The sequence below is a fragment of the Streptomyces sp. MK7 genome (genome assembly GCF_032658145.1).
In the GTDB taxonomy this organism is placed as follows: Bacteria; Actinomycetota; Actinomycetes; order Streptomycetales; family Streptomycetaceae; genus Streptomyces; species Streptomyces spiralis.
The window spans coordinates 201,860-223,572 of record NZ_JAVACL010000005.1; the positions used below are offsets into that span (position 1 = coordinate 201,860).

Genomic DNA, 21,713 nt, shown 5'->3' on the forward strand with positions numbered 1-21,713 from the left:
AGTCGTCCATACGGGGGAACGTATGAGGGGCGTCGTACGGGCAGACGAAGGAACCCGGACCCTCCGTCGGGAGAGTCCGGGTTCCCCGGTTCGTTCAGCGTGTGTTACTGGGTGCGGTTCTCACCGCGGTAGTACTCGAAGACCCAGCCCCACAGACCGATCATGATGAGCGGTGCGCCAAAGTACAGCAGCCACCAGCCGAGGGCGACGCCCAGGAAGGCCAGCGCGCCTCCGACGCCGAGGGCGAGCGGCTGCCAGCTGTGCGGGCTGAAGAAGCCCAGCTCACCGGCGTCGTCCGCGACATCGGCCTCCTTGTTGTCCTGCGCGCCCGCGTCGACCCGCCGGGCCGTGAAGCCCAGGTAGAAGCCGACCATGATGCTCAGGCCGAAGGCCAGGAAGAGGGCTGTGGTGCCGGCCGGCTCCTTCGACCACACGCCGTAGACGATGGCCATGATGAGCAGGAAGACGCTCAGCCACATGAACATCTTGCCCTGGATCTTCACTTGCCGGCCTCCTTGCCGCCAGCGAGGGCCTTCTCACCGTGTCCGGCGTTCTCGAGCTGGTCGAGCGCCGCGATCTCCGGGTGGTGCAGGTCGAACGCCGGGGATTCGCTGCGGATCCGCGGCAGGGTGACGAAGTTGTGCCGCGGCGGCGGGCAGGAGGTCGCCCACTCCAGCGAACGGCCGTAGCCCCAGGGGTCGTCGACGTTCACCGGCTTGCCGTACTTGGCCGTCTTCCACACGTTGTAGAGGAACGGCAGGATCGACAGGCCGAGCAGGAAGGAGAAGATCGTCGAGATGGTGTTCAGCGCGGTGAAGCCGTCGGCCGCCAGGTAGTCGGCGTACCGGCGCGGCATGCCCTCCGCGCCCAGCCAGTGCTGGATCAGGAAGGTGCCGTGGAAGCCGATGAACAGCATCCAGAAGGTCATCTTGCCCAGACGCTCGTCGAGCATCTTGCCGGTGAACTTCGGCCACCAGAAGTGGAAGCCGGAGAACATCGCGAAGACGACGGTGCCGAAGACGACGTAGTGGAAGTGGGCCACCACGAAGTACGAGTCCGAGATGTGGAAGTCCATCGGCGGCGAGGCCAGGATGACGCCGGTCAGACCACCGAAGGTGAAGGTGATCAGGAAGCCGGTCGCCCAGAGCATCGGCGTCTCGAAGGACAGTGAGCCCTTCCACATGGTGCCGATCCAGTTGAAGAACTTCACACCGGTCGGGACCGCGATCAGGAAGGTCATGAAGGAGAAGAACGGCAGCAGCACACCACCGGTGACGTACATGTGGTGGGCCCACACGGTCACGGACAGACCCGCGATGGCGATGGTCGCGCCGATCAGACCCATGTAGCCGAACATCGGCTTGCGGGAGAAGACCGGGATGACCTCACTGATGATGCCGAAGAACGGCAGCGCGATGATGTACACCTCTGGGTGGCCGAAGAACCAGAAGAGGTGCTGCCACAACAGGGCTCCGCCGTTGGTGGCGTCGAAGACGTGGGCGCCGAACTTGCGGTCGGCCTCCAGCGCGAAGAGGGCCGCGGCCAGCACCGGGAAGGCGAGCAGGACCAGCACCGAGGTCAGCAGCACGTTCCACACGAAGATCGGCATGCGGAACATGGTCATGCCCGGCGCGCGCATGCAGATGATCGTGGTGATGAAGTTGACCGAGCCGAGGATCGTGCCGAAGCCGGAGAAGGCCAGACCCATGATCCACATGTCGCCGCCGACACCGGGCGAGTGCACCGCGTCGGACAGCGGGGCGTAGGCGAACCAGCCGAAGTCGGCCGCGCCCTGCGGGGTGAGGAAGCCGCCCACCGCGATGGTCGAGCCGAGCAGGTACAGCCAGTAGGCGAACATGTTCAGCCGCGGGAAGGCCACGTCCGGGGCGCCGATCTGAAGCGGCATGATCCAGTTCGTGAAGCCCGCGAACAGCGGCGTCGCGAACATCAGCAGCATGATCGTGCCGTGCATCGTGAACGCCTGGTTGAACTGCTCGTTCGACATGATCTGCAGGCCCGGCCGGGCCAGCTCGGCACGCATGAAGAGCGCCAGCACGCCGCCGATGCAGAAGAACGCGAACGACGTCGCCAGATACAGCGTGCCGATCGTCTTGTGGTCGGTGGTCGTCAGCCACTTCACCACGGTGTTACCGGGTTGCTTGCGCCGGACCGGCAGCTCGCTCTCGTAAGAGCCCTCAGCCGCCGCGGCACCCTGAGGTTCGTTGAGGATGCTCACAGGTTGTTCGTCTCCCGGTTCTTCTCGTGGCTCGTCTGCGCGATGCCGGCGGGAACGTAACCGGTCTGCCCCTTCTTAGCGAGGTCCTTGAGGTGCTGCTCGTAGCGGTCGGGAGAGACGACCTTCACGTTGAACAGCATCCGGGAGTGGTCCTGGCCGCAGAGCTCGGCGCACTTGCCCCGGAAGGTTCCCTCCCTGGTGGGGGTCACCTGGAAGGAGTTGGTGTGGCCCGGGATGACGTCCTGCTTCATCAGGAACGGCAGCACCCAGAAGGAGTGGATGACGTCCCGCGAGGTGAGGATGAAGCGGACGGTCTTGCCCTTGGGCAGCCACAGGGTCGGACCCGGGTTGCCGTTCTGCGGGTTCCGCGTGCCCGGCGTACCGACGTCGTAGACACCGCCGGCGTTCACCGGGAAGTCCTTCTTGAACCGGTCCGGGATGGCCGACAGGTTCTTGTCGGTCTTCGCGTCCCCCGTGGAACCGGCGACGGGCTCCACGTAGTTGAAGGCCCAGCTCCACTGGAAGCCGACCACGTTGACCGTGACGTCCGGCTTCTTGGATTCGTCGAGGAGCTTGGACTCGTCGCGGGCCGTGAAGTAGAAGAGCACCGAGACGATGAGGAGCGGGACCACCGTGTACAGGGCCTCGATGGGCATGTTGTACCGGGTCTGCGGAGGGACCTCGACCTTGGTACGGCTGCGCCGGTGGAACATGGCGCTCCACAGGATCAGGCCCCACACCAGGACGCCGACAACGAGTGCGGCGGCCCAGGAGCCCTGCCACAGGGAGAGGATCCGCGGAGCCTCTTCCGAGGCCGGGGTGGGCATACCCAGTCGGGGGAAGTCCTTGTATGTGCAACCGGTAGCGGTCGCCAGGACCAGGCCCGCAGTCAGTGCCTGCAGCAGCTTCCGCCGCATCGGGCGCCGCGGCGAGCGGTCGGAGCCGTTGGGACTCACGTAGCGCCTTCCCGAGAGTCTCGCCCGCGCTGTACGGCTGCGGCCTTCTCGCTGGTCGGTCGCCGCCCTGCGTCGGGCAGGGGTTTGGATGTTTATGCGGACCAAACCCTACTGGACGCCTTCCGGCGGGTCGCGGGGAGGGTGGCATACGCGCCGCGGGTCACCCCGAAGGGGTGGGATGCCCCTGGCTCCGCCGATATGTGACAGGGAGTTGAGGCGCCTCGGGGCTCGGGATCGCGGCTTTCACTGCGGCTGCGGGTGCGGTGCGGTGACTCGCGCCCACGCGGCGGAGCCGCACATGAAAATTGTCCCGCGCCCCTTCGGGGCGCTTAGGGGTCCTTGCACTATGCCCGCCCGGGTCCCGCGGCCTGGCACCGCACCTCGCCGCGTTGCCGGAGCGCCCAGGTAGCTCCGCTACCTGGGCGCTCCGGCGCCTTGCGATGCTCCCCCACTGCCTGAACGGCGTGGGAGGTACCCCCGGCACCAGACCACGCGACCTGATCGGACGCTCATAGTGCAAGGACCCCTTAGCGTTGCGGTGTGTCCTACTTCGATGCTGCTTCCGCCGCTCCCCTTCATCCCGTGGCCCGGCAGGCCCTCCAGGCCTCCTTCGACGAGGGGTGGGCCGATCCGGCGCGGCTCTACAAGGAGGGACGGCGGGCGCGGCTGCTGCTGGACGCGGCGCGGGAGGCGGCCGCGGAGGCGGTGGGGTGCCGGCCGGACGAGCTGAGCTTCACCTCCTCCGGCACCCGAGCCGTGCACACCGGTGTCGCGGGGGCGCTGGCCGGACGCAGGCGCGCCGGACGCCACCTGATCGTGGCAGCGGTCGAACACTCCTCGGTACTCCATTCGGCCGAGGCGCACGAAGCGGAGGGCGGGACGGTCACCCAGGTCCCGGTCGGCCGTGCGGGCAGGGTGACCGCCGCGTCGTACGCGGAAGCGCTGCGCCCGGACACCGCGCTGGCCTGTCTGCAGTCGGCCAACCACGAGGTGGGCACCGAGCAGCCGGTCGCCGAGGTGGCCGAGGTGTGCCGGGCGGCGGGCGTGCCGCTGCTGGTGGACGCGGCGCAGTCGCTGGGCTGGGGCCCGGTGGACGCGGACTGGTCGCTGCTGGCGGCGAGCGCCCACAAGTGGGGCGGGCCGTCGGGGGTGGGGCTGCTCGCCGTGCGCAAGGGGGTGCGGTTCTCGGTCCGGGGGCCGGTGGACGAGCGGGAGTCGGGCCGGGCGGCCGGGTTCGAGAACATCCCGGCGATCGTGGCCGCGGCGGCCTCGCTGCGGGCGGTACGGGCCGACGCGGCGGAGGCCGCACGGCTGCGGGAGCTGACGGAGCGGATCCGGGTCCGGGTGCCGCGGCTGGTGCCGGACGTGGAGGTGGTCGGTGATCCGGTCCACCGGCTGCCGGGGATCGTCACCTTCTCCTGTCTCTATGTCGACGGAGAGGCGCTGCTGCACGAGCTGGACCGCGAGGGTTTCTCCGTCTCGTCGGGCTCCTCCTGCACGAGCAGCACGCTGACCCCCAGTCATGTACTGAAGGCGATGGGCGTGCTGAGCGAGGGCAACGTACGGGTGTCGCTGCCGCCGGGGACGCCGGAGGAGGACGTGGAGCGGTTCCTTCAGGTGCTGCCGGGGGCGGTGGCGGGGGTGCGGGAGAAGCTGGGCGCGCCGGCTCCTGCCGCCCAGGTGCGACAGGAGGAACTGGTCGTCGACTCCCTCGGCAAGCGCTGCCCGATCCCGGTCATCGAGCTGGCCAAGGTGTTCGGCGATGTGCCGGTCGGCGGCACGGTGCGGGTGCTGTCCGACGACGAGGCCGCCCGGCTGGACATCCCGGCGTGGTGCGAGATGCGGGGGCAGGAGTACGTGGGCGAGGAACCGGCGGATCGGGGAACGGCGTACTTGATCCGCCGGGTCTCCTAGGGTCTTCCGTTCGGATCAGGCCTGATTCGCACGGAAGACCTTGGTCCTGGGGGTGGGGGCAGGGCCTCAGCCGAGGTGCGCCCGCACCTCCTGCGCGGCCTCGTCCCCGTACGCCTTGGTGAACCGCTCCATGAAGTGGGCCCGCCGCAGCTGGTACTCCTGCGTGCCCACCGTCTCGATGACGAGGGTCGCCAGCATGCAGCCGACCTGGGCGGCACGCTCCAGCGAGACACCCCAGGCCAGCCCCGACAGGAAGCCGGCGCGGAAGGCGTCGCCCACGCCGGTCGGGTCGGCCTTGCGCTCCTCGTCCGGGCAGCCGACCTCGATCGGGTCCTCGCCGGCGCGCTCGATGCGCACCCCGCGCGAGCCGAGGGTGGTCACCCGGTAGCCGACACGGCCGAGGATCTCGGCGTCGCTCCAGCCGGTCTTGGTCTCGATCAGGCCCTTCTCGTACGCGTTCGAGAACAGGTACGTCGCCCCGTCCAGCAGTATCCGGATCTCGTCACCGTCCATCCGGGCGATCTGCTGGGAGAAGTCGGCGGCGAAGGCGATGGACCGCGTACGGCACTCCTCGGTGTGCCGGAGCATCGCCTCGGGGTCGTCGGCGCCGATGACAACCAGGTCCAGGCCGCCGACGCGGTCGGCGACGGTCTTGAGCTCGATGAGCCGGGCCTCGCTCATCGCACCGGTGTAGAAGGAGCCGATCTGGTTGTGGTCGGCGTCGGTGGTGCACACGAAGCGGGCGGTGTGCAGCGTCTCGGAGATGCGGACGGAGTCGGTGTCCACACCGTGCCGCTCCAGCCAGGCACGGTACTCGCCGAAGTCCGCTCCGGCGGCGCCCACCAGGATCGGCCGGGTGCCCAGCTGGCCCATGCCGAAGGCGATGTTGGCGGCCACCCCGCCGCGCCGGACGTCCAGCTGGTCGACCAGGAAGGAGAGGGAGACCGTGTGCAGCTGGTCCGCGACGAGCTGGTCGGCGAAGCGGCCGGGGAAGGTCATGAGGTGGTCGGTGGCGATGGAGCCGGTGACTGCGATGCGCACGGCGTGGACTCTCCTGGGAGGGAGGAGGCGATTGACAGTTCACGCTACCCGGTGGGCGGGTGACGCTGAAGCGGACAAAACTACCCGATGGTAGATCTTTCTCGGCGGGCTCGTCCGTGCTTACGGTGCGGCCATGACGAACCACACGGTCCATGCTGCCCCTGGTCCGGCCGACCCGGAAGGCGATCTCGCGGCACTTCGCGGGGACTGCGCCCGGATGGCCCCTCACTGGGCGGCTCCCGACCGGGGGTCCCGGCGGCCGGTGCCGCCGTCCCGCATCCACGGGGTGGATGTGCCGGCCTCCTCCGCCCGCCTGCTGGACGCGATGTCGGACTACGGGGACTGAGACCGGGGAACCGCGCGCTCCCCCGCTGCGTCCCATCGCTGTCCTCCGTATGGGGGATGCGGCATACGACCCGCCGGACCGGCTGCTTTGTCAGGGCCGGGTCAGGGTCACAGGGACAGCTGTGCAGCCGAAGGAGCGATGCGGTGAACACCGAGCGACCCGACCACGACGACACGGCCACGCCCGAGGCCGAGGCCGCGGGTGCCGCCGAGGACGCCGCGGCACGGCCGGAGGCGCCGGAGCCCGAGGTCCCGCCGGTGAGCGCCACCGGCGACGGCGGGGGCGACGACCACGGCGAGGGTGGTGACGACGGCCGGGGCGGTGGCGAAGGCGACCGCGGTGACGACGGCCAAGGCGGTGACGAAGGCGACGGCGGCGACAGTGACAGTGACGGTGGCGGCCGGTTCGGCCGGGGCAGGTCTCCGCTGGTCGCCGCCTCGGTCGCCGCGGCCGTACTGCTGGTGGGCGGCGGCGGGGCGTACCTCGCCACGAGCGCGCACGACGGCTCCGGCGACCGTACGGGCTCGGCTGCCTCCCGCGGCCACGGCACTCCCCCGCCGCTCGTCCTCGACGACTACGCCTCCGGTCGTCCGGGAGATACGGGCGCCACGGCCGGCACGAGCGGGATCGCGCCCGGCGAGCCCAACCCCTACGGCGCCACCTACCGCGCCGCCGGAACGCTGCCGGCCGGGCCCGCCTCCGCACCGGTGTACGAGCCGCGGGGCGAGGTCACCCGCGACGAGGTGGCCCGCCTGGCCAAGGCGCTCGGCGTGGAGGGCACCGTCGTGGCGGACGCGCAGGCGTGGCGGGTCGGGACCGGGAAGGACGGGGCCGGTCCCATGCTGCGGGTGAACCGGCAGGCGCCGGGGACCTGGACGTTCAGCCGGTACGCGCCGGGCACGGACGACTGCAAGGGCGCGGTGTGCACGCACGACCCGGCCGCTCCCGCCGCCCACCCGGTGAGCGTGGCGACGGCCGAGAAGGCGGCCGCTCCGGTGCTCAAGGCACTGGGGCAGGACGACGCGAAGGTGGACGCGAGCCAGGTGATGGGCGCCCAGCGGGTCGTCAACGCCGATCCGCGGTTCGGCGGGCTGCCGGCGTACGGCTGGACGACGGGCCTGACCGTCAGCCCGCAGGGCGAGGTGGTCGGCGGCAGCGGGCAGGTGAAGGCGCCGGTCAAGGGCGAGACGTATCCCGTGCTGAGCGCGCGCAGGACGCTGGACCTGATGAACGCGGCTCCGCGCACCGACCACCGCATGGGCATCGGCGGCTGCGCCAGTCCGGTACCGCTGAAGGACCGCCTGGAGGCGCCGTGCGGCTCCTCCGGGAACTCGGGCTCCTCCGGGAGCTCCACGGCCTCCGGGCTCTCGGGTCGAAGTGCCGGGCAGGACGCCTTCGCCGTCGACCGGGCCGTGTTCGGTCTGGCGTCGCACTCCTCGAACGGGCGGCAGACGCTGGTGCCGTCCTGGCTGTTCCAGGTGCGGGGGGCGTCCGGCCAGGACGGCGACGGCTTCACGGTGACGTACCCGGCCGTCGACCCGGAGTACCTGAGCTCACCGGGCGCGCCGTCCGGGCGGCCGGAGCCGCGGCCCAGCGGTTCGGGCGCCGCGCCGGCGACCCGTGACGTGCGGGTGTCGGGCTACAGCACCGAGGGCGACGAGCTGACGGTGAGCTTCGAGGGCGGGGTGTGCGCCGACTACAGGACGTCGGCGAAGGAGAGCTCCGACCGGGTGACCGTCACGGTGACCGAGACTCCGTGGCCGGACAAGGTCTGCATCCTGATCGCCAAGGAGTACCGGCAGTCGGTGCACCTGGACCGGCCGCTCGGGGACCGGAAGGTGGTCGGGTCGGACGGCAGCCGGATCCCGCGGGTGAAGCCGGGAGCCCGGCTGCCCGCACCGCCGCGGGCAGCCGGTCAGCCGGTCAGGTGACCAGGACGCGACACTCGGACGCGTACGAAGGCATACGGAAGGCGGCGGCCCCCATGGAGGGGGACCGCCGCCTTTCCGTCACGCGGCCTCGCCGTATCCGTATGACCTGCCGGGTCCGTACGATGCCGGCGGGACCGGGCCGGGTCAGCTGAAGGAGTCGCCGCAGGCGCAGGAGCCCGTCGCGTTCGGGTTGTCGATCGTGAAGCCCTGCTTCTCGATCGTGTCCACGAAGTCGATGGTGGCGCCGCCCAGGTACGGAGCGCTCATGCGGTCGGTGACGACCTTGACACCGCCGAAGTCCTTCTCCACGTCGCCGTCGAGGGAGCGCTCGTCGAAGAAGAGCTGGTAGCGCAGGCCGGAGCAGCCACCGGGCTGAACGGCGACGCGCAGGGCGAGATCGTCACGGCCTTCCTGGTCGAGCAGGGCCTTGACCTTGGACGCGGCGGCGTCGGTCAGGATGATGCCGTCGGTGACGGTGGTGGTCTCGTCCGATACGGACATCTACATCTCTCCCGGGTTGTACGGAGACTGCTTGCCGACGAGTGCAACCGGCAAGGCCGCGGATTCATTCCGGGCCGAGCACATGCTTTTTCTCTTGTCCATGCTCGTCCTCTTCATGCTCGCACATGCGCCGAGCGGCTGACAGCGGCCCGTGGACGAAGCGACGTACGCGACAACGCCGGCGGACGGGTCGGTGGCGGGTGGATGGCGGGCCTGTGTCGGGTCCGTGAGCCGGGTCCGTGTCGGGATTCACGTCACCTGGACACAATGGCCCATCGTCAAAGTGACGTGAAGCGGTTATGATAAATAGCGTCAGTTCGACGAAAAGTAGAAAGGGTGCGTGTCGTGACCACCGCCCAAACCCAGGAGCTCGACGTACAGCCGACGCCCCTCGCCCTGCTGCTGCTCGGCCGCGAGGCCGACCCGAAGAGCGAGCGCGGTGTGGAGTGTCCCGGCGAGCTCCCCTCCCCCTCGGACCCGGACCTCGTGGCGCGCGCCCGCGCGGCCAAGGAGAAGCTCGGGGACAAGGTCTTCGTACTGGGCCACCACTACCAGCGCGACGAGGTCATCCAGTTCGCCGACGTCACGGGCGACTCCTTCAAGCTGGCCCGGGACGCTGCGGCCCGGCCGCAGGCCGAGTACATCGTGTTCTGCGGTGTGCACTTCATGGCGGAGTCCGCGGACATCCTGTCGTCCGACGACCAGAAGGTGGTCCTGCCGGACCTGGCGGCCGGCTGCTCCATGGCCGACATGGCGACGGCCGAGCAGGTGGCGGAGTGCTGGGACGTCCTGACGGAAGCCGGGATCGCCGAGCAGGTGGTCCCCGTCTCCTACATGAACTCCTCGGCCGACATCAAGGCGTTCACGGGCAAGCACGGCGGCACCATCTGCACGTCGTCGAACGCGAAGCGGGCCCTGGAGTGGGCCTTCGAGCAGGGCGAGAAGGTCCTGTTCCTGCCCGACCAGCACCTGGGCCGCAACACGGCGGTGAGGGACATGGGCATGTCCCTCGAGGACTGCGTCGTCTACAACCCGCACCGGCCGAACGGCGGGCTGACCGCCGACGAGCTGCGCGCGGCCAAGATGATCCTGTGGCGCGGCCACTGCTCGGTGCACGGCCGCTTCAGCCTGGACTCGGTGAACGACGTCCGCGAGCGGATCCCCGGCGTCAACGTCCTGGTGCACCCCGAGTGCAAGCACGAGGTGGTCGCCGCGGCCGACTACGTCGGCTCCACGGAGTACATCATCAAGGCCCTGGAGGCGGCCCCGGCCGGCTCCAAGTGGGCCATCGGCACGGAGCTGAACCTGGTACGCCGTCTGGCGAACCGTTTCGCACCGGAGGGCAAGGAGATCGTCTTCCTCGACAAGACCGTCTGCTTCTGCTCCACCATGAACCGCATCGACCTCCCCCACCTGGTCTGGGCCCTGGAGTCCCTGGCCGAGGGCAACCTGGTCAACCGCATCCAGGTCGACAAGGAGACGGAGGCCTTCGCGAAGCTGGCCCTGGAGCGCATGCTCGCGCTGCCGTAGTACGTACGTCACCGTACGGCGGTGCCCCGGCCGGACCCACCCCGGCCGGGGCACCGCCGTACCGGGGCTCCGTGTCTCCGTGGCTGCGCGCGTTCTTAGAGATGTACTTCTTAGAGGGCGGTACGTGAAAAGAGAAGACGTGCGCGCTACGTATTTCCGCAAATCCACTGCGACGTTCATCGCGGCAGCAGGAGCTACTGTCCTGTCAACCGTACCCATACCCGCGAACGCATCCACCGAGATGCCCGCAGCAGCCACAGCGAGCGCGTCAAGCCCCTGCAAGTCGCAGCACTACTCAAAGGTCGCCTACACCTTCTGGATCGGCCCGAGCAAGATGCCTCTGCGCTGCGGAACGAAAACTTGGGGCTACAACCACATAGTTGAGCGTGGACGCTGGAGCACCAGCTTCAAGAACAAGATTGGCGACACACTCTTCAACGGTTATAAACGGCTCCACGGTGGCGTACGAAGAGGGCATTGAGGTCGGCCATCTTTACGAAGACCGCAACTCGGTGAAGAAGTGGCGGCGGCACTACGAAGTGCTCCGCGCCAACGCCCTTCCGCCGTCCGCCTCGGTGGAGCTGACCCGACACGTGATGGAGGACTACAGCCCATGCGACACACCCCCGAGCTGACCTGGTCACGTTGGCGCCGGAGCAGCTACAGCAACGCGAACGGGGGCGAATGCGTCGAGATCTCCGAGGACTTCCCCGGCGTCGTCCCCGTCCGCGACAGCAAGAACCCTCACGGCGCCGTGGTCGTCGTCCCGGCCGCGTCCTGGGCCGCCTTCATCACGGCGCTCAAGGACTGTTCCAGGTAACGGCCCAGCCCGTCCCAGGTCTTGCACCGGGACGGGCATTTCTCGCGAGTCGGGATCAGGCGCTGAGACGGTCTGTGTAGTCGACGAAGGTGGTGCTGACTTCACCGATGTCCGCCACGAGGCGCAGATGCCCGCCCAGGGCCGCGATGTAGGCGGCGATGGATTCGACCTGCATCCGGTCGATGTCCCCGTTCTCCATGTGCGAGACACGGACCTGCGAGACACCCATCCTGTCGGCCACCTCGGTCTGCGTCAGGCCGCGTTGGCGGCGGAGTTCGGCCAGATGATGTCCCAGGGTGGCCGCTTCCCTGGCGGCACGGGCCGCGGCGACACGTTCGGGGGCATCGATGTCCGGGTCTGTGGACCGCCTGGCATCCAGCGAGGTCTCCCACCGGTAGTGCCTGCTCATTCGATCTCCTCACTCGGGGCCTCGAGGCAGCGGACATACCGCTCCTCGGCAAGCTTGATCGCGTCGCGGTACCAGCCGTCCCAGTTTCCTGCCTTGTCTCCAGCCACGAGCAGTACAACCTGCCGTACCGCATCGAACAGGAACAAAATGCGGATCTCGCTTCTGCCGGACGAGCCTGGCCTGAGTTCCTTCAGGTTATGGAGTTGTGAGCCGTGGATTCGGTCCACGGCAGGCCTACCCAGTGTCGGCCCTTGATCCGCGAGCAGTTCGACTGCATCGCGGACCAGGGACGCGCTCGTGCCGTCCAGCGCGAGGAACCATTCATGGACCTCGGGTGCAAGGATGATCTCCCACCTCATGCCCGAAACGTATAATCCGCAGGTTATCAAACAGCTCGTGTCACGGTCTCGCCACCCGAACGGGTGATCCGAAAGGTGCTGACGCCAAGGAGGGGCACCTCCGACAGTGCGGAGATGCCCCTCGTGGCCAGTACAGCGGTCAGACCTGCGCGGGTTCCGGCGTTGCCTTGATCTTCGACTGGAGCTCGGTGCTCACCGCGCCGGTGTTGTCGCCGGTCGGCTTGGCGGTGATGGTCGCCGCGCGCTGACCGTCGATCCGGGTCATCGAGACCGGACCGTCGACCAGCTTGACGGTCGCGATGTCGCCCAGCTTCACCGGGCCGAGGACGCAGCTCCTTCAGCTGGGCCAGCGTCTCGGCGGGCTCGGCCGACCTGACGACGACGTTCCGCTCGGTGTCGTCCAGGGTCGCCTTGGCGGCCGTGGTGCCCTTGACCGACTGGGCGACGGCCGTGCCGAGGGTCTGGTCGGTGAAGCCGGCCGCCGCCTTGTCGGTGGCGCGGACCGAGATGCGGGGCACGCTCCGGGAGAGGTCGCTGGTGACGTCGGTGACGCCGTCCAGGCCGGCGACGGTCCTGCGGACCTGCTCCGCCGCCTGGCGCTGCGCGTTCGCGTCGGACGCCTTGACGACCACCTTCAGGTCCTGGTCGCCGAAGCCGTCACCGGCGGCGGTGAGCTGCCGAACGCGGCACGGGCGCGCAGTCGCGCCCACCCCTACACCCTCCGGCACCGGCACCGGCCGTTCCGTAGCCCCCTGGTCCATTTCCTTACGGCGCGCCTACCCCGGGCGCGGGCGGGTGGAGCGCACTCCACCCTTGGACGTAGCGGGTCCGGCGGGGCTCAGTCGGCCCTGGGCCGCACCAGCCCGGACTCGTAGGCGATGACGACCAGCTGCGCCCGGTCGCGGGCGCCGAGCTTGGCCATGGCCCGGTTGACGTGGGTCTTCACGGTGAGCGGGCTGACCTGGAGACGTTCGGCGATCTCGTCGTTGGAGTGCCCGCCGGCGACCTGGACGAGCACCTCGCGCTCGCGCACGGTCAGCGCGTCCAGCCGCTCCGAGCGGGCCGGGTCGCGGCCGTCGTCCGCGGCGTCGCCCTGCGCGAGGAAGCGCGCGATCAGGCCCTTGGTGGCGGCCGGGGACAGCAGTGCCTCCCCCTGGGCGGCGATCCGGATGGCGCTGAGCAGTTCCTCGGGCTCGCTGCCCTTGCCGAGGAAGCCGGAGGCGCCCGCGCGCAGCGCCTGCACCACGTAGTCGTCGACCTCGAAGGTGGTCAGGATGACCACGCGGACGTCGGCGAGGGCGGGGTCGGCGCCGATCAGGCGGGTGGCGGCGAAGCCGTCCGTGCCCGGCATGCGGATGTCCATCAGGACGACGTCGGCGCGCTGCTCCTTCGCCAGGCGCACGGCCTCGGCACCCTCGGACGCCTCGCCGACCACCTCCATGTCGGGCTCGGAGTCGACGAGCACGCGGAAGGCGCTGCGCAGCAGGGCCTGGTCGTCGGCGAGCAGGACACGGATCGTCATGCGGCGTCCCCCGGGGCGCGGGTGCTGGTGCTGGTCTTGGTGCTGGTGCTGGTGCAGGTGTTGGTCCCAGTGCTGGTGCGGGTCTGGACCGGCAGGACCGCATGGACGCGGAAGCCGCCGCCGTAGCGGGGGCCGGTGGTGAGGGTGCCGCCGAGGGCGGTCACCCGCTCCCGCATGCCGAGCAGTCCGTGGCCGCCGCCGGTGGCGGGGCCCTCTCCGGCGCCGGCGCCGTCGTCGAGGACGGTGATCTCGACGTTCGGCCCGACCCGTACGACGCTGACCTCGGCCCGGGCCTGGCCGCCGGCGTGTTTCTGCACGTTGGTGAGGGCTTCCTGGACGATGCGGAAGGCGGCCAGGTCGACGGCGGCGGGCAGGGTGGTGCCCTGGTCGGCACGGGCGACCTCGACGTGCAGGCCGGCGCTGCGGAAGGTGCCGACGAGTTCGTCCAGGCGGTGCAGGCCCGGGGCGGGTTCGGTCGGGGCCTCCGGGTCGTCGGACTGCCGGAGCAGTCCGACGGTGGCGCGCAGCTCGTTCAGCGCGGAGCGGCCGGCCTCCCGGACGTGGGCGAGCGCCTCCTTGGCCTGGTCGGGCCGCTTGTCCATGACGTGCGCGGCGACTCCGGCCTGCACATTGACCAGGGCGATGTGGTGGGCGACCACGTCGTGCAGGTCGCGGGCGATGCGCAGCCGCTCCTCGGCGACGCGCCGGCGGGCCTCCTCCTCGCGGGTGCGTTCGGCGCGTTCGGCGCGCTCCCGCATGGCGCGCACGAAGGCGCGGCGGCTGCGCACGGCGTCGCCGCCGGCGGCGGCCATGCCGGTCCAGGCGAAGATGGCGAGGTTCTCCTGGGCGTACCAGGGCAGCGTCCCACCGAGCATGGCGGCGCCGGTCAGCACGGTCATGGTGGTCAGGCCCAGGCGCCAGGTGGTGGGACGGTCGGTGGTGGCGGCGACGGTGTAGAGGGCGATGACGGCGGACATGGCGACGGGGGCGCGCGGGTCGCCGGTGACGCACTCGATCACGGAGACGGTGCCGGTGACGGCGAGGACCGTGCGCGGGGCCCGGCGGCGCAGGACGAGCGCGGCGGCGCCGAGGGTCATCAGGACGAGGCCGAGCGGCTCCGGCCGGCGGACGGCCCAGCTGACGCCGTTCTCCCCGCGGGGGTCCGCGAAGGACCCGACCACCATGCACACGAGGACCGCGGCCGCGAGGGCCGCGTCCAGGGCGAGGGGGTGCGCCTTGATCCGGCAGCGGGCGCGGTCGAGCGGGGTGGTCACGCCTGCGTAGGGTACGGGGTGCTCACGGAGCACGGCCCGCGCACGGTCCCCGGACGGGACGGTCACCCAGGGATCAGGCCGTCGTCGCTGAGCAGGTCCCGTACCTCCTGGAGGGTGGCGTCCGGGGACGGCAGGATCAGCTCGGACGGTTCCAGGGAGTCGTCCGGCAGGGGTTCGCCCAGCTCACGGACCTTGGAGAGCAGGCTGTGCAGGGTGCGGCGGAAGCCGGGGCCGTCGCCGTTCTCCATCTCGGCCAGGAGTTCCTCGTCCAGTTTGTTGAGCTCGGCGAGGTGGCCGTCGGCCAGCCTCACCTGTCCCTCCCCCATGATCCGTACGATCATGTCGCCCTCCTCGGCGGCGTGGGCCCCGGCTGTCGGTGAGTGGGTCTACTGCTTGTCGAAGCGGGGGGTGTCCTGCGGCTGCTGCTGGGGCTGCGCCTGGCCCTGGCCGCCCTCGATGGCCTGCCGGTCCGCGGACGAGCCTCCGGCCAGCTCCGCCTTCATGCGCTGGAGCTCCAGCTCCACATCCGTACCACCGGAGATCCGGTCCAGCTCGGCGGCGATGTCGTCCTTGGCCATGCCGGTGGGGTCGTCCAGGGCGCCGGAGGCGAGCAGCTCGTCGATGGCGCCGGCGCGGGCCTGGAGCTGGGCGGTCTTGTCCTCGGCGCGCTGGATGGCGAGGCCGACGTCGCCCATCTCCTCGGAGATGCCGGAGAACGCCTCGCCGATCCGGGTCTGCGCCTGGGCGGCGGTGTAGGTCGCCTTGATCGTCTCCTTGCGGGTGCGGAAGGCGTCGACCTTGGCCTGGAGGCGCTGGGCGGCCAGGGTGAGCTTCTCCTCCTCGCCCTGGAGGGTCGAGTGCTGCGTCTCGAGGTCCGTGACCTGCTGCTGGAGGGCGGCCTTGCGGGAGAGCGCCTCGCGGGCCAGGTCCTCGCGGCCCAGCGCGAGCGCCTTGCGGCCCTGGTCCTCCAGCTTGGTGGACTGCTGCTGCAGCTGATTGAGCTGGAGCTCCAGGCGCTTGCGGCTGGTCGCCACGTCGGCGACGCCGCGCCGCACCTTCTGGAGCAGCTCCAGCTGCTTCTGGTACGAGTAATCGAGGGTCTCGCGCGGGTCCTCGGCCCGGTCAAGGGCCTTGTTCGCCTTCGCGCGGAAGATCATCCCCATACGCTTCATGACACCGCTCATGGGCTTCGCGCGCCCCCTTCTGACGGACTCCAGCTCACAGCTCTGCGACAGAACCCACAGTACGGGCCCTGCATCCATTACCGCACTGTTCGGGAACGGATGCGGTCATCCCCAAGGACGACTGCGCCCGATTCCGCTCCGGCGTAGGGAGTAGGTGACCCCCGGGCACCGCCGGCCGGCCGCGCGCGCAACGCCCCCTCTGTCCCCTTGGAGACGACCGGTGTTGCCGGATCGTTCCCATCGGGGCTGGGGTCCATGCGGGTCAAGCCCTTACCCTTGGGTTTTGTGTTCCGTAGCCGTGCCAAGGAAGAGAAGGCCCCGGCCGCCGACAAGGCGCCGGTGAACTTCTCCAAGCAGACCCGTGACCCGCAGGCTCCCAAGGGCCGCCCCACGCCCAAGCGCAGTGAGGCCCAGGCCCAGCGCCGCAGCGTGGCCAACACGCCGACCACGCGCAAGGAGGCCGCCAAGCGGCAGCGCGATGAGCGCCGTATCCAGATGGAGCGGCAGCGCCAGGCGCTGGCCGGCGGCGACGAGCGCTACCTGCCGGCCCGCGACAAGGGCCCGGTGCGCCGGTTCGCCCGCGACTTCATCGACTCCCGGTTCAACATCGCGGAGTTCTTCCTGCCGATGGCCGTGGTCATCCTGGTGCTGAGCATGGTGCGGGTGGGCTATCTGCAGAACCTGGCCCTGCTGCTGTGGCTCGTGGTGATCGTGCTGATCGTGCTGGACTCGATCGTCACCGGTTTCCGGCTGAAGAAGCGGCTCGCCGAGCGCTTCCCGGCCGAGAACAAGCGGGGCGCGGTCGCCTACGCCCTGATGCGCTCCCTGCAGATGCGCCGGCTCCGGCTGCCGAAGCCGCAGGTCAAGCGCGGAGAGCGGCCCTGAGCGCGGAGCCTTTCACCGGGGGCGCGGCCGCGGCCTGGCTGGACAAGCTGGGCGGGCTGCGTGACGTCGTACGGCAGGAGCTGGTGGCCCGGCAGCTCGACGAGCAGATAGCCGGGCGGTTCCCGGTCGGGCAGCGGCTGCGGGTGCTCGACGTGGGGATGGGCCAGGGCACGCAGGCGCTGCGGCTGGCACGGGCCGGACACCAGGTGACCGGCCTGGAACGCGACCAGAAGATGATCTCCGTGGCGCGCGAGACGCTGGCCGCCGAGCCGGAGGGCATACGGGCGCGGATGCGGATCGTCGAGGGCGACGGCCAGGACACCGGGGTGCACTTCCTGCCGGGCAGCTTCGACGTCGTGCTGTGCCACGGCGTGCTGATGTACGTCGAGGAGCCCGATCCGCTGCTGGCCGGGCTGGCCCGGATGCTGGCGCCGGGCGGACTGCTGTCGCTGCTGGTGCGCAACGGCGACGCGCTGGCACTGCGGCCGGGGCTGTCCGGCGACTGGCCGGCGGCGCTGGACGCGTTCGACACGACGGCGTACCGGAACCGGCTGGGGCTGGATGTCCGGGCGGACCGGCTCGCCGATCTGACGGCGACGCTCGCCGGGATCGGGGCGCCGCTGCACGCCTGGTACGGGGTGCGGGTCTTCACGGACACGGCGGCGGACGGGGCCCGGCCCCCGGCCGATGCGGAGACGCTGCTGGCGGCGGAGGAGCGGGCCGGACGCACCGACCCGTACCGCGCGGTCGCGGCGCTGCTGCATCTGTGCGGGGTGCGCGGCTGAGGCCGCGTTCTCTCTCCGGGTCCGCTCGTTCGGGTGAGCCCGGCAAGCCGGGTGTTCACCCCGCCGTGAGACTCGGTGCATGGACGTTTCCGGTTCCCGCCGTGCCCGTTCCCGCCGTACCCGTTCCCGCCGTGCCCGTGTCCGTGCCCTCCGGCCGGCTCTCCGGACGGCCGTTCCGTTCGCCGCCGCCGTGATCTTCTGTGCCGCGCTGCTGTCCGGCTGCAACGGCTCGTCGACTCCGGACGAGGCCGCGGCCTCGGGGACGAAGGACGCCTCCGGGGACCGGCAGGTGGCCGCACAGGCCACCGCCGGCGACCTCCAGGCCGCGTACCAGCGGGTCATCAAGGACGTACTGCCGTCGGTGGTGCAGATCCAGACAGGTGACGAGCTGGGGTCGGGCGTGGTGTACGACGACAAGGGGCACATCGTCACCAACGCGCACGTCGTCGGTAACGCGAAGCGGTTCCGCGTCACCACGGCGGGCGGCGGGCAGCCGTTCACCGCGACGCTCGTCTCCTCCTACCCGGACCAGGATCTCGCCGTGGTCAAGCTGGACAAGGTGCCGCCCGGACTGAAGGCGGCCACCCTCGGTGACTCGGAGAAGGTGCAGGTCGGGCAGATCGTCCTGGCCATGGGCTCGCCGCTCGGGCTGTCGTCGAGCGTGACCCAGGGGATCGTGTCGGCGACCGGGCGGACCGTGAGCGAGGGGCAGGGCGGCGGCACCGGGGCCACGATCGCCAACATGGTGCAGACGTCGGCCGCGATCAACCCGGGCAACAGCGGCGGCGCGCTGGTGAACCTGAACGGTGAGGTCATCGGCATCCCGACGCTCGCCGCCGCCGATCCCCAGCTCGGCGGCAGCACGGCGCCCGGCATCGGCTTCGCGATCCCGGCGTCGATGGTGAAGACCATCGCCGGCCAGATCGTGAAGTACGGCAAGGTCGTCGACTCCGGGCGGGCGGCGCTGGGCATCACCGGACGCACCGTGGTCGACGCCTCGTACCAGCCCGCAGGGGTCGCCGTGGTCGAGGTGAGGGCGGGCGGCGCGGCGGACAGGGCGGGCATCCGGCCCGGGGACGTCATCACCCGGGTCGGCGACACCGACATCACGACGATGACCTCCCTGGCCGAGGCGCTGGCGTCCGACAAGCCGGGTCAGAAGACGAAGGTGACGTACCGACGCGACGGCGCCGAGAAGACGGTGGAGGTCACGCTGGGCGAGCAGTGAGCCGTACGGAAAGGGGCGAGGGGCGGCCGCCGGTGGCCGCCCCTCCTCCGCACGGGGGCTACTCCTGGGCCCCTTCGGCGTGCAGGCTCATCGGGCCGTAGATCTCCGCGGAGTCCTCGAACAGCCGCACCTGGTCCGCGCCGCCGTCGAGCAGGGCCTTCCAGTTCTCCCCGATCCAGGACTCGGCGTCGCCCTGCGTGGTGAACTCCTCGGGCTGCACCGCGGGCTGGACCTCCGTCCCGTCGGCCGTCTCGAACCGCCACGTCCATGCCACCATGTACGCCTCCCTGGTGTGAGCACACTCCACAGCGGGAGCCGGATCTTGGTCCGGCTCCTGCCCGCAGCCTAGTCGGATGCGCAAGACCTGCGGCGACCCAGGAAAATCGGGTCCGTGGACGTGACTCTGCTCGGCACCGGTGCCCCCGCGGGACTTCCCCGCCCCCACTGCCCCTGCGCGGCCTGCGCGACGGCCCTCGGCGCGCACGCGCGCGCGGCGACGGCGCTGCTCGTGGACGGGGCGGTGCTGCTGGACCTGACGCCGGGCGCGGCGTTCGCGGCCGCGCGTGCGGGCGCGTCGCTGAGCGGCGTACGGCAGGTGCTGCTGTCGCATCCGCACGAGGGTCCGGCCGTCGAGGTGCCGGCCGGGCTGCCGCAGCCGGGCCGGGTGCCGGACGGGCGGGAGCTGACCCTGCCGACGGGGCACCGGGTGCGCGCGGTGGCGCTGGACGCGCCGGGCACGGGGTACGCGGTGACCGGGCCGGGCGGGCAGCGGCTGCTGTACCTGCCGCCGGGCGGCGCGCCGGCCGGTCTGGAGGAGGACACGGACACGGCGCGGACGTACGACATGGTCGTCGCGGACGTCGTGGGGCGGCCGGACGCCCTGGCCAAGCTGCGGGCGGTGGGCGCGGCGGGCCCGGCCACGGACGTCGTCGCCGTCCACCTGGACCATGACGTGCCACCGGGGCCGGAGCTGCGGCGGCGGCTCGCGGCGGCCGGGGCGCGGGCGGTGCCGGACGGCACCACGCTGACGGTCGGGGCCTACGAGGACGTACCGGACGTGCCGCGGCGCACGCTGGTGCTGGGCGGGGCGCGGTCGGGCAAGTCGGTGGAGGCCGAACGGCGGCTGGAGGCCTTCCCCGGGGTGCTGTACGTGGCCACGGGCGGCAGCCGGGGCGGCGACACCGAGTGGGCGGCCCGGGTCGCCGCGCACCGGGAGCGGCGGCCGGGCTCCTGGCGCACGGCCGAGACCTGCGACCTGGTGCCGATCCTGGCGGAGAACGGTCCGCCGCTGCTGATCGACTGCCTGTCGCTGTGGCTGACGGACGCGATGGACTCCGTCGGCGCCTGGGACGACGCCGAGTGGACGGGCGGCGGCGAACGGGCCCTGCGGGAGCGGGTGGCCGAGCTGACGGCCGCGGTCCGGGCGAGCCTCCGGACGGTGGTCGCGGTCTCCAACGAGGTGGGCTCCGGCATCGTCCCGGCCACCGCGTCGGGCCGTCGCTACCGCGACGAACTCGGCCGCCTGAACGCGGCCTTCGCCGCGGAGTGCGAGCAGGTGCTGCTGGTGGTGGCGGGGCAGGCGGTGGTGCTGCGCGGCTGAGCGGCGGCCGGGGCGCGGCCCCGGTGCGGCTATGTGTCCGTGCGGGCGACGAGGCGGTAGGCGTTGGAGAGGCCGGGGGTACGGCGCAGGAGTGGGGACAGGAGGAGGTCCGCGGCCGCCGCCGCGGCGACCAAGGGGGTGGTGGCGGTGGAGAGGATCGCTCGCAGGGCGCGGCCGAGGGGGCCCGGCGGGGTGTCGCGCCAGGGGGTGTCGGGGGCGGGCAGGGCGTGGCCGAGGGCCAGGGCGAGGGCCGCCGACAGGTCGTTGGGGATGTGCGGGGTGCGGCGGTCGGTGACGAGGATCGTGCAGCCGGCGGACTCCAGTTCCGCGCGGAGGTTGCGCAGGGGCAGCAGATGCAGATGGCGCGGCTGGCCGTGGGGCAGCCACCACTTGCCCAGCAGCAGGGCGAACAGGCTGCGCGGGTCGGGGAGTTCGATGAGGAGGTGGCCTCCGGGCCGTAGCGCGCCGAGGGCGCCGCGCAGTTCCGCGCGAGGGTCGGGGGCGTGGGCCAGATGGTGGAACACGCTGACCACGTCGTAGCGGCCGCGCAGGCGGTCCGCGATGTGCGGGTCGGCCAGATGGCCGATGTGGGCCTCCTCGATCCGCCCGGCGGCGCGGGCCGCCTCCACGCGCGGCGTCGGGTCGAGCCCGTCGAAGGAGGTGTACGGGAACACCTCGCGGGCCGCCGCCGGGAAGTCGGCGTGGCCCGTTCCGACGTCCAGCCAGCTCTCCGGTTCCCCCACGTTCCGCATCAGGTGCGCGTCGGCGCGGTGGCGGCGCCGGTCGCGGCGGGCGGCGAGCGCCTGGTGCGGGAGGCCGCCGGGGCCGGTCTCGTCGTGGTCGCGGCGGTAGAAGGCCAGCCCCTCCGGAGTGAGCCGGGGGTTCTGGAAGGCGTGCCCGCAGTCCCCGCACTGGTCGAGCGCGAACCTGCCGGGCTTGTGCTGGAGCAGGTCCGGCGCGCGCAGCCGGGTGCGCAGCCGGGCCGAGCCGCACCACGGGCAGTTCTCGCGGCGCGGCTCGTGGAACCGGTCGGTGCCCTGGGCGAGTTCGGCGGCGTACGCGATCCGGCGCGGGTCGCGGGCCCGCGAGGCGTACGGCAGGGGCGGCATGGGCGGCTCCCGGTGGGGCGAGAGGGCGTACGGCGGTGAACCGCCGGCCTGCGCGACCGATACCGGCAGCCCATCGCGACAAT

At 71.2% G+C, this 21,713-nt stretch carries 23 protein-coding genes and 1 pseudogene; 10 read left to right on the forward strand and 14 right to left on the reverse strand.

The window, feature by feature from the left end; translation table 11 throughout:
* Nucleotides 1-104: 104 nt before the first annotated feature.
* Genes R2S09_RS09640 through coxB form a run of 3 tightly spaced genes read right to left on the reverse strand, consistent with a single transcriptional unit; the run spans nt 105 to nt 3,192 of the window.
* Complete coding sequence (locus R2S09_RS09640) at nt 105-503, reverse strand: cytochrome c oxidase subunit 4 (protein ID WP_306183409.1); 399 nt, start codon at nt 501-503, stop codon at nt 105-107.
* Complete coding sequence (gene ctaD, locus R2S09_RS09645) at nt 500-2,236, reverse strand: cytochrome c oxidase subunit I (protein ID WP_306183408.1); 1,737 nt, start codon at nt 2,234-2,236, stop codon at nt 500-502. Before ctaD ends, R2S09_RS09640 begins: the two co-directional genes overlap by 4 nt.
* The gene (gene coxB, locus R2S09_RS09650; RefSeq protein ID WP_306183407.1) at nt 2,233-3,192 is read right to left on the reverse strand and encodes a cytochrome c oxidase subunit II; all 960 of its coding nucleotides are present in this window, start codon (nt 3,190-3,192) and stop codon (nt 2,233-2,235) included. The genes ctaD and coxB overlap by 4 nt, the downstream gene beginning before the upstream one ends.
* 540 nt (nt 3,193-3,732) lie before the next feature.
* On the opposite strand from coxB, the gene R2S09_RS09655 reads away from it, so the two are divergent.
* A complete protein-coding gene (locus tag R2S09_RS09655; protein ID WP_306183405.1) occupies nt 3,733-5,106 on the forward strand; it encodes a cysteine desulfurase/sulfurtransferase TusA family protein in 1,374 nt (457 codons plus the stop codon).
* 66 nt (nt 5,107-5,172) lie between these two features.
* Here R2S09_RS09655 and R2S09_RS09660 read toward each other — a convergent pair whose 3' ends face one another.
* Complete coding sequence (locus R2S09_RS09660) at nt 5,173-6,147, reverse strand: carbohydrate kinase family protein (protein ID WP_316740425.1); 975 nt, start codon at nt 6,145-6,147, stop codon at nt 5,173-5,175.
* A 133-nt stretch (nt 6,148-6,280) separates the two neighbouring features.
* Between R2S09_RS09660 and R2S09_RS09665 the strand changes: the two genes are divergently transcribed.
* Nucleotides 6,281-6,493 (forward strand): hypothetical protein, encoded by a 213-nt coding sequence (locus R2S09_RS09665; RefSeq protein WP_306183400.1) that lies wholly within the window; start codon nt 6,281-6,283, stop codon nt 6,491-6,493.
* A gap of 143 nt (nt 6,494-6,636) precedes the next feature.
* Nucleotides 6,637-8,424 (forward strand): hypothetical protein, encoded by a 1,788-nt coding sequence (locus R2S09_RS09670; RefSeq protein ID WP_316740426.1) that lies wholly within the window; start codon nt 6,637-6,639, stop codon nt 8,422-8,424.
* 144 nt (nt 8,425-8,568) lie between these two features.
* On the opposite strand, the gene R2S09_RS09675 is transcribed toward R2S09_RS09670, so the two are convergent.
* Entirely contained in the window at nt 8,569-8,925 is a 357-nt protein-coding gene (locus R2S09_RS09675; protein WP_006135694.1) for an iron-sulfur cluster assembly accessory protein, read from the reverse strand.
* 345 nt (nt 8,926-9,270) lie between these two features.
* On the opposite strand from R2S09_RS09675, the gene nadA reads away from it, so the two are divergent.
* The 3 genes from nadA (at nt 9,271) to R2S09_RS09690 (ending at nt 11,275) form a co-directional block, all read left to right on the forward strand.
* Nucleotides 9,271-10,455, forward strand: coding sequence for a quinolinate synthase NadA (gene nadA / locus R2S09_RS09680; protein WP_316740427.1), 1,185 nt, complete (start codon nt 9,271-9,273; stop codon nt 10,453-10,455).
* A 458-nt stretch (nt 10,456-10,913) separates the two neighbouring features.
* On the forward strand, nt 10,914-11,090 hold the full coding sequence (locus R2S09_RS09685) for a hypothetical protein (RefSeq protein ID WP_316740428.1): 177 nt from the start codon (nt 10,914-10,916) through the stop codon (nt 11,088-11,090).
* Entirely contained in the window at nt 11,069-11,275 is a 207-nt protein-coding gene (locus tag R2S09_RS09690; protein WP_306183389.1) for a DUF397 domain-containing protein, read from the forward strand. The genes R2S09_RS09685 and R2S09_RS09690 overlap by 22 nt, the downstream gene beginning before the upstream one ends.
* 55 nt (nt 11,276-11,330) lie before the next feature.
* Here the strand turns inward: R2S09_RS09690 and R2S09_RS09695 are convergent, their stop codons facing one another.
* The 7 genes and pseudogenes from R2S09_RS09695 to R2S09_RS09725 all read right to left on the reverse strand — a co-directional run bounded on the left by R2S09_RS09695 (nt 11,331) and on the right by R2S09_RS09725 (nt 16,023).
* Nucleotides 11,331-11,684: a helix-turn-helix domain-containing protein gene (locus R2S09_RS09695; RefSeq protein ID WP_306183388.1), complete on the reverse strand. Its 354-nt coding sequence runs from the start codon at nt 11,682-11,684 to the stop codon at nt 11,331-11,333.
* Nucleotides 11,681-12,043 carry a type II toxin-antitoxin system RelE/ParE family toxin gene (locus tag R2S09_RS09700; protein WP_316740429.1) on the reverse strand — a complete coding sequence of 121 codons (363 nt, stop codon included), beginning with the start codon at nt 12,041-12,043 and terminating at the stop codon, nt 11,681-11,683. The genes R2S09_RS09695 and R2S09_RS09700 overlap by 4 nt, the downstream gene beginning before the upstream one ends.
* Nucleotides 12,044-12,191: 148 nt before the next feature.
* A pseudogene (locus tag R2S09_RS09705) lies at nt 12,192-12,711 on the reverse strand (efflux RND transporter permease subunit); the annotation flags it as partial.
* A gap of 170 nt (nt 12,712-12,881) precedes the next feature.
* Entirely contained in the window at nt 12,882-13,565 is a 684-nt protein-coding gene (locus R2S09_RS09710) for a response regulator transcription factor (protein WP_306183384.1), read from the reverse strand.
* Nucleotides 13,562-14,839, reverse strand: coding sequence for a sensor histidine kinase (locus R2S09_RS09715; RefSeq protein WP_306183382.1), 1,278 nt, complete (start codon nt 14,837-14,839; stop codon nt 13,562-13,564). Before R2S09_RS09715 ends, R2S09_RS09710 begins: the two co-directional genes overlap by 4 nt.
* Nucleotides 14,840-14,901: 62 nt before the next feature.
* A complete protein-coding gene (locus tag R2S09_RS09720; RefSeq protein WP_306183380.1) occupies nt 14,902-15,180 on the reverse strand; it encodes a PspA-associated protein PspAA in 279 nt (92 codons plus the stop codon).
* A 45-nt stretch (nt 15,181-15,225) separates the two neighbouring features.
* On the reverse strand, nt 15,226-16,023 hold the full coding sequence (locus R2S09_RS09725; protein ID WP_372337598.1) for a PspA/IM30 family protein: 798 nt from the start codon (nt 16,021-16,023) through the stop codon (nt 15,226-15,228).
* Between the two features lie 285 nt (nt 16,024-16,308).
* On the opposite strand from R2S09_RS09725, the gene R2S09_RS09730 reads away from it, so the two are divergent.
* The 3 genes from R2S09_RS09730 (at nt 16,309) to R2S09_RS09740 (ending at nt 18,921) form a co-directional block, all read left to right on the forward strand.
* Entirely contained in the window at nt 16,309-16,908 is a 600-nt protein-coding gene (locus R2S09_RS09730) for a DUF3043 domain-containing protein (RefSeq protein ID WP_306183377.1), read from the forward strand.
* Nucleotides 16,909-16,991: 83 nt separating this feature from the next.
* Nucleotides 16,992-17,693: a bifunctional 2-polyprenyl-6-hydroxyphenol methylase/3-demethylubiquinol 3-O-methyltransferase UbiG gene (locus R2S09_RS09735; RefSeq protein ID WP_306183376.1), complete on the forward strand. Its 702-nt coding sequence runs from the start codon at nt 16,992-16,994 to the stop codon at nt 17,691-17,693.
* 79 nt (nt 17,694-17,772) lie between these two features.
* Nucleotides 17,773-18,921, forward strand: coding sequence for a S1C family serine protease (locus tag R2S09_RS09740; RefSeq protein WP_372337597.1), 1,149 nt, complete (start codon nt 17,773-17,775; stop codon nt 18,919-18,921).
* A 58-nt stretch (nt 18,922-18,979) separates the two neighbouring features.
* On the opposite strand, the gene R2S09_RS09745 is transcribed toward R2S09_RS09740, so the two are convergent.
* On the reverse strand, nt 18,980-19,198 hold the full coding sequence (locus R2S09_RS09745) for a hypothetical protein (RefSeq protein WP_306183375.1): 219 nt from the start codon (nt 19,196-19,198) through the stop codon (nt 18,980-18,982).
* A gap of 114 nt (nt 19,199-19,312) precedes the next feature.
* On the opposite strand from R2S09_RS09745, the gene R2S09_RS09750 reads away from it, so the two are divergent.
* On the forward strand, nt 19,313-20,521 hold the full coding sequence (locus R2S09_RS09750) for a bifunctional adenosylcobinamide kinase/adenosylcobinamide-phosphate guanylyltransferase (RefSeq protein ID WP_316740430.1): 1,209 nt from the start codon (nt 19,313-19,315) through the stop codon (nt 20,519-20,521).
* A 29-nt stretch (nt 20,522-20,550) separates the two neighbouring features.
* Here the strand turns inward: R2S09_RS09750 and R2S09_RS09755 are convergent, their stop codons facing one another.
* Nucleotides 20,551-21,630, reverse strand: a complete 1,080-nt coding sequence (locus R2S09_RS09755; protein ID WP_316740431.1) for a class I SAM-dependent methyltransferase — start codon at nt 21,628-21,630, stop codon at nt 20,551-20,553.
* Nucleotides 21,631-21,713: the final 83 nt, after the last annotated feature.

Bases quoted from the DNA above. Each gene is read 5' to 3' on its own strand.
- R2S09_RS09665 (WP_306183400.1), top strand. From the start codon at position 6,281: ATGACGAACCACACGGTCCATGCTGCCCCTGGTCCGGCCGACCCGGAA.
- R2S09_RS09675 (WP_006135694.1), bottom strand. From the start codon at position 8,925: ATGTCCGTATCGGACGAGACCACCACCGTCACCGACGGCATCATCCTG.
- R2S09_RS09690 (WP_306183389.1), top strand. From the start codon at position 11,069: ATGCGACACACCCCCGAGCTGACCTGGTCACGTTGGCGCCGGAGCAGC.
- R2S09_RS09695 (WP_306183388.1), bottom strand. From the start codon at position 11,684: ATGAGCAGGCACTACCGGTGGGAGACCTCGCTGGATGCCAGGCGGTCC.
- R2S09_RS09700 (WP_316740429.1), bottom strand. From the start codon at position 12,043: ATGAGGTGGGAGATCATCCTTGCACCCGAGGTCCATGAATGGTTCCTC.
- R2S09_RS09710 (WP_306183384.1), bottom strand. From the start codon at position 13,565: ATGACGATCCGTGTCCTGCTCGCCGACGACCAGGCCCTGCTGCGCAGC.
- R2S09_RS09720 (WP_306183380.1), bottom strand. From the start codon at position 15,180: ATGATCGTACGGATCATGGGGGAGGGACAGGTGAGGCTGGCCGACGGC.
- R2S09_RS09725 (WP_372337598.1), bottom strand. From the start codon at position 16,023: ATGAGCGGTGTCATGAAGCGTATGGGGATGATCTTCCGCGCGAAGGCG.
- R2S09_RS09740 (WP_372337597.1), top strand. From the start codon at position 17,773: ATGGACGTTTCCGGTTCCCGCCGTGCCCGTTCCCGCCGTACCCGTTCC.
- R2S09_RS09745 (WP_306183375.1), bottom strand. From the start codon at position 19,198: ATGGTGGCATGGACGTGGCGGTTCGAGACGGCCGACGGGACGGAGGTC.
- R2S09_RS09755 (WP_316740431.1), bottom strand. From the start codon at position 21,630: ATGCCGCCCCTGCCGTACGCCTCGCGGGCCCGCGACCCGCGCCGGATC.